Annotated in this window: 5 protein-coding genes; 1 reads left to right on the top strand and 4 read right to left on the bottom strand. The window is 69.7% G+C overall.

What is annotated here, in order from left to right; translation table 11 throughout:
* Positions 1-275: 275 nt before the first annotated feature.
* Positions 276-1,598, bottom strand: coding sequence for a lysine N(6)-hydroxylase/L-ornithine N(5)-oxygenase family protein (locus tag ACIBK4_RS26140; protein WP_398998054.1), 1,323 nt, complete (start codon positions 1,596-1,598; stop codon positions 276-278).
* An 83-nt stretch (positions 1,599-1,681) separates the two neighbouring features.
* Between ACIBK4_RS26140 and ACIBK4_RS26135 the strand changes: the two genes are divergently transcribed.
* Entirely contained in the window at positions 1,682-2,635 is a 954-nt protein-coding gene (locus tag ACIBK4_RS26135) for a methionyl-tRNA formyltransferase (RefSeq protein ID WP_398998052.1), read from the top strand.
* Between the two features lie 96 nt (positions 2,636-2,731).
* Here ACIBK4_RS26135 and ACIBK4_RS26130 read toward each other — a convergent pair whose 3' ends face one another.
* From ACIBK4_RS26130 to ACIBK4_RS26120, 3 genes are read right to left on the bottom strand one after another with little or no spacing between them, the layout of a single operon-like run.
* The gene (locus ACIBK4_RS26130) at positions 2,732-3,610 is read right to left on the bottom strand and encodes an ABC transporter ATP-binding protein (protein WP_398998050.1); all 879 of its coding nucleotides are present in this window, start codon (positions 3,608-3,610) and stop codon (positions 2,732-2,734) included.
* Positions 3,611-3,614: 4 nt separating this feature from the next.
* Positions 3,615-4,697 carry a FecCD family ABC transporter permease gene (locus tag ACIBK4_RS26125; RefSeq protein WP_398998048.1) on the bottom strand — a complete coding sequence of 361 codons (1,083 nt, stop codon included), beginning with the start codon at positions 4,695-4,697 and terminating at the stop codon, positions 3,615-3,617.
* Positions 4,694-5,683: a FecCD family ABC transporter permease gene (locus ACIBK4_RS26120; protein ID WP_398998289.1), complete on the bottom strand. Its 990-nt coding sequence runs from the start codon at positions 5,681-5,683 to the stop codon at positions 4,694-4,696. The genes ACIBK4_RS26125 and ACIBK4_RS26120 overlap by 4 nt, the downstream gene beginning before the upstream one ends.
* Positions 5,684-5,946: the final 263 nt, after the last annotated feature.

Here is a 5,946-nt window from a genome sequence, read left to right as displayed (position 1 = left end):
CCGGCGACCGGCGACCGGCGACCGGCGACCGGCGACCGGCGACCGGCGACCGGCGACCGGCGACCGGCGACCGGCGACCGGCGACCGGCGACCGGCCTGGGGTGTCGCCCCCGCCACGCGTACAACCTCGCCCAGCCGCGTGGAACGCCCGGCCCCGCCACGTCGAAAGCCCCGCCCGGGAACAGCAAGACCCCCGGAGCAGCAAAGAACCGGCCCAGCGAAAACCCCGGGCCCGGAAGGGACCGTACCCTCCGGGCCCGGGGAGCCTTGGTGCGTCAGACGGGTAGTTTCGCCGACTGCACCGACCGGTGGATCTCCTCCGCCCGTACCGCCACCGTCGACAGCAACGTGCTGGTCAGACCGTGCGTGTGCTCCGTGCCGCCCTGGAGGTAGAGGCCGGCCGTCACCTCCGGTACGGTCTCGACGCGGTGGTCCCGGCCGACGCGGATCTCGTCGCCGTCGTCCCTGAGGCAGAGTTTCGCGGCCTCGCCGAGGAGTGAACTCAGGTCACGGGGACGGTAACCGGTGGCGAGCACCAGCACATCCGCGGACAGCACCTGCTTCTCGCCGGTGGGCAGGAACTCCACGGCGACGTCGAGACCACCGTCCGCCGCGGGGTCGACGGCGCGGATGCGGGAGACGTTGAGGAAGCGCAGCCGTTCCCGGCCGGACACCTTCTCCCGGTACGCGGTGGCGTACAGCGCCTCGATCAACTCCATGTCCACCACGGAGTAGTTGGTGGAGCGGTGGTAGTCGATGAGCGACTGCTTGACCTCGGACGGGGCCGAGAAGTAGACGTCCACCGCCTCCGGGTCGAAGATGCGGTTCGCGAACGGGCTGTCGTCCGCCGGGGTGTAACCGTATTTGGCGAACACCGAGCACACCTCGGCGTCCGGGAAGGTGCGGTGCAGATAGTCCACCGCTTCGGCGGCACTCTGCCCGGCACCGAGCACCACGGCTCGCTGCACCGGCTTGCCCTCGTCGGCGAGTCGGGTCGCGCGGGGGATCAACTCGCTGTTGTGCCAGATGCGTTCGGCCAGTTCCAGGCCCGGCGGCACGTGCGGCTCAAGCCCCATCGCCACGCTGATGTTGCGCGCCCGGCGCGTGATCGTCGTACCCGAACCCGAAGGGTCGCGGCTGGTGACGTCGAAGTACGCGATCACGCCGTCGTCGCCGCGCACCGGGTCGACGGCGACGACCTCACTGCCGTAGGAGACCAGGTGGTTGACCCGCTCGGCCGCCCACTCGAAGTACTCGTGGAACTCAACGCGCAGCGGGAACAGGGTCTTCTGGTTCAGGAAGTCGATCAGTCTGCCCTGCTCGCGCAGGAAGCAGAGGAAGCTGTAGTCGCTGGTCGGATTCCGCAGTGTGACCAGGTCTTTGAGGAACGACACCTGCATCGTGGCGTCGTCGATCAGCATGCCCCGGTGCCAGCCGAAGCGCGGCTGGCGTTCCAGGAACAGGGCGTTGAGACGGCTGTCTGCCGGAAGGCTCTTGTTGTGCTCCTCAACCGCTATGGACAGAGCGAGATTTGACGGACCGAATCCGATTCCGAGTATGTCGTGGACCACTTCGGAATCCAGTAGCGGTGACTTCACCGTGGCATCGCCTCCCTCAGGCAGCCCAATGCTAGATAAGGTAAGGCTTACCTTGCAATGAGTCGTTGAAGGGAAGGACCGTCATGCGGGTCGTCATGCTCGGCTATCAGACCTGGGGTCACCGCACGCTGCAGGCGTTGCTGGACTCCGACCACGAGGTCGTTCTCGTCGTCACCCACCCGAAAAGTGAGCATGCCTACGAGAAGATCTGGGACGACAGCGTCGCCGAACTCGCCGAGAAGCACGACGTCCCCGTCCTGCTGCGCAACCGCCCCGACGACGCCGAACTCCTCGACGCCGTACGGGAAGCACGGCCGGACATCATCGTCGCCAACAACTGGCGGACCTGGCTGCCGCCGGAACTGTTCGACCTCCCGCCGCACGGCACCCTCAACGTCCACGACTCGCTGCTGCCGTCGTACGCGGGCTTCTCGCCGATCATCTGGGCGCTCATCAACGGCGAGCCGCGCGTCGGCGTCACCGCGCACCGCATGAACGGCGAACTCGACGCCGGGGACGTGCTCATACAGCGCTCGGTGCCGGTCGGACCCACCGACACCGCGACCGACCTGTTCCACCGGACCGTCGACCTCATCGCGCCCATCGTGCGCGAGTCCCTCGACCTGATCGCCTCCGGCCGCGACGCCGGCCAGTGGGTCCCGCAGGACCGCAGCCGCGCCAGTTTCTTCCACAAGCGCTCGGCCGAGGACAGCCGCATCGACTGGAGTTGGCCGGCGGAACGCCTGGAGCGCCTCGTACGGGCCCAGTCGGACCCGTACCCGAACGCGTATGCCTTCCACCGCGGTCAGCGGCTCAGGATCGTCTCCGCGGCCGTCTCGGAGGGACGCTACGGCGGCACCCCGGGGCGGATCTTCATCCGCGAGGGCGACGGTGTGGTCATCGTGGCGGGGCCGGAGGCCCATACCGGGCGTAGTCGTGGGCTGTTGGTGCGGCGGGTGCGCACGGACGACGGCACGGAGTACGCGGCCGGCGACTACTTCCGCACCATGGGCGGGTACTTGACCTCCCGACCCTGATGTCCCACCCCTGACGTCCCGCCCCTGAACGACCGGGCCCCCGTCACGTGCCGACGGGGGCCTCAGTGGGTTGGGTGTCAAGCACCGGCGGGAGCCTCAATGCGTCGAAACGGCGTCCTCCGTACGGGAGTTGCCGTCGTGGTGGTGCCGCCCCAGCGGGATCACCATCGGCGTGCCGCTCACCGGGTCGGGCGTGATCCGGCAGCGCAGGTCGAAGACGTCCTCGACGGTCGCCTCGGTGACGACGTCGGCGGGAGCGCCCTCGGCGACGATACGGCCGGCCTTCATGGCGATGACGTGATCGGCGTACCGGCAGGCCTGGTTGAGGTCGTGCAGGACCATGACGATCGTGCGGCCCTCGCGCCGGTTGAGGTCCGTGATCAGGTCGAGTACGTCGATCTGGTGGGCGAGGTCGAGATAGGTCGTCGGCTCGTCGAGGAGCAGGACCGGGGTGCCCTGGGCAACGGCCATGGCGATCCAGGCGCGTTGGCGCTGGCCGCCGGAGAGTTCGTCGACCGGGCGCTCGGCGAGGTCGGTCAGGTTGGTCGCCTCAAGGGCCGCGTGCACGGCCTCCTCGTCGGCCGCCGACCACTGCCGCCACCAGGTCTGGTGCGGGGACCGGCCCCGGCCGACCAGGTCGAGGACCGTCAGACCCTCCGGTGCGACCGGCGTCTGCGGCAAGATGCCCAGTTTGCGGGCGAGTTCACGGGTGGGGACCGACCGCAGCGCTACGCCGTCCAGCTCCACCACGCCCTCGCGCGGGGCCAGGAGACGGGCCAGCGCCCTCAACAGGGTTGATTTCCCGCAGGCGTTGGCGCCGACGATGGCCGTGATCCGGCCGGTCGGCACCGTCAGATTGAGGTTCTCGACCACGGCCCTGCCGTCGTAGGCGAGATGCAGATCACGCGCCCGCAACTCCGGCCCGGCGGCCGGTGATTCGGACGTCCGCGTGGCACGCGGGTCAGTGGTGGACATGCGATCAGCCTCCAGAGCCCGCGCGGTTGGCGCGGATGAGCAGCCACAGCAGGACCGGCGCGCCGAGGGCGCCGGTGACGATCCCGACCGGCAGTTCCGTCCCCGGGATCGCCTCGCGGGCGATGAGATCGGAGCCGAGGACGACGAGCGCGCCGGTGAGACCGGAGACGAGCGGGGGCGGCGACGAGGTGCCCGCCAGCCGCTGGGCGATCTGCGGACAGGCCAGCGCGACGAACGCCACCGGACCGGCAGCCGCCGTACCGAACGCGACGAGACCCACACCGGCCAACAGCAGGGCCAGCCGGACGGGTTGGACGGGTGTGCCGAGCCCGGCGGCCACGTCGTCGCCGAGCATCAGCGTGCGCATCCAGCGGCCCATGCCCAGGGTGATCGGTAGGAGTACGGCCAGGGCGATGGCCAGCGAGTCCACCTGGTTCCAGGTCCGGCCGTTGAGGTTGCCGACCAGCCAGCCGAGCGCAGCCTCCGCCTCGAACCGATTGCCGCGCGCCACAAGGAAGTTGGTGGCGCTGGAGCAGATCCAGGACACCCCGATGCCGACGAGGATGATGCGGTACCCGGTGGCCCCGCCCTTCCACGCCAGCGCGTACACGAGCAGCGCCGTGACCAGCGCGCCGAGCAACCCCAGCGTGGACAGGCCGAGTCCGCCGGTCCAGCCCAGAACGACCGCCGCCACCACGGCAGTTCCGGCGCCCTCGGTGAGCCCGATCATGTCGGGGCTGGCCAGCGGATTTCGGGTCATCGTCTGGAACACGGCCCCGGAGACCCCGAACGCGACGCCGACCAGCAGCCCGACCAGGGCACGAGGCAGCCGTAGATCCTGGACGACGATGACCGTTCCCGCGTCGCCCGAACCCCATAGGGCTCTGATGACATCGGTGAAGGCCACCGGATAGTCGCCGATGGTCAGGCCCCAGCAGAAGAGCAGGAACGCGCCGAGCGCGACGCCAACTCCCGTGAGCAGCAGGCGTGGACGCAGTACGCCGGACACCGGAGGGACGGTCAGTCGGAACGGGCGGTCGGCGAGGGCGGCGCGCGGGGGAGTGACTACGGGTGTGGGCACGCTCATACCTCCGCGAGCTTCCGGCGGCGGACCAGGACGATGAAGAACGGGCCGCCGAGGAAGGCGACGAGGACACCGGCCTGGATCTCGGTCGGGCGGTCCACCATCCGGCCCAGGATGTCGGCGGACAGCAGCAGGAGGGGCGCGAGCGCGGCCGAAAGGGGCAGCAGCCAGCGGTAGTCGGGGCCGATCCCGGCGTACTGCGCGAGGACCCGCGCGATGTGCGGGACGACCAGGCCGAGGAAGACCACGGGACCGATGACGGCGACGGACGCGCCGGTCAACAGCACGACGGCTGTGACCCCTTGGAGCCGTACCAGGCCCAACTTCCGTCCCAGGGAGGCGGCCACGTCGTCGCCGAGGGCCATGCTGTTGAGGGCGGGCGCGCAGGCGAGGGCCAGGATCGCGCCCACGACGAGGAAGGGCAGGATGCGCACCAGCTCGCCCGAGTCCTGGTCGGCGAGTGTGCCGGCCGACCAGAAGCGGTAACGGTCCAGCGCGTCCTGGTCGGTGAGGACGATGGCGCTCGTGAACGACTGGAGCAGCGAGGTGATCGCGACCCCGGCGAGCGCCAGCTTGACCGGTGTGGCCCCGGACCGTCCCATCCGCCCGAGGAAGAACACCACGACGCTCGCGACGAGCGCCCCGCCGAACGCGAACCACACATAGCCGTAGAGCGATGCGACTCCGAACACCCCGACCGCCACGACGATCGCGAAGGATGCCCCGGCGCTCACCCCGAGAATTCCCGGGTCCGCGAGGGGATTTCGGGTCAGCGCCTGCATCAGCGCGCCGGACAGGCCGAGCGCGGCGCCCGTCGTCAGGCCGAGCAGCGTGCGGGGCACGCGCACCGACCAGATGACGTTGTCGACGAGGCGGCTGGGCGGATGGCCGAGGACCGAGCGCACGACCTGGTCGAGCGGAACGCTGAGCGCGCCGAGGGCGACCGACAGCAGGGACAGCAGGACGAGGAGGGCGACGATCACCGTCACCAGCGCCGTGGTGCGAAGCCTTCTGCCTGAAGCCACGTGCCGGTCTCCATGTCGTCTTCCGGGTCATCTTCGGTGCTCTGGAGCCCTGTTGGCGGACCACCGGGCGGCCCGGCCAGCAGCTTAGGTGAGCATAACCTCAGTGGCTGTGACATGGACCGGTGGTTCCGGGGGAGGTCTATCAAGTAAGGCAATGCTTACCTTACTATGCGAGCGGTCGCGGCTCCGCTGAGCCGCTACGCACGCATTGGGAGGCACGGGCAGCT

It is taken from the genome of Streptomyces sp. NPDC050528, assembly GCF_044457795.1.
Taxonomy (GTDB): domain Bacteria; phylum Actinomycetota; class Actinomycetes; order Streptomycetales; family Streptomycetaceae; genus Streptomyces.
Note: the sequence above shows the minus strand (reverse complement) of the source record. Positions and strands in the feature narration are given on the sequence as shown.

Bases quoted from the DNA above. Each gene is read 5' to 3' on its own strand.
- ACIBK4_RS26135 (WP_398998052.1), top strand. From the start codon at position 1,682: ATGCGGGTCGTCATGCTCGGCTATCAGACCTGGGGTCACCGCACGCTG.
- ACIBK4_RS26130 (WP_398998050.1), bottom strand. From the start codon at position 3,610: ATGTCCACCACTGACCCGCGTGCCACGCGGACGTCCGAATCACCGGCC.
- ACIBK4_RS26125 (WP_398998048.1), bottom strand. From the start codon at position 4,697: ATGAGCGTGCCCACACCCGTAGTCACTCCCCCGCGCGCCGCCCTCGCC.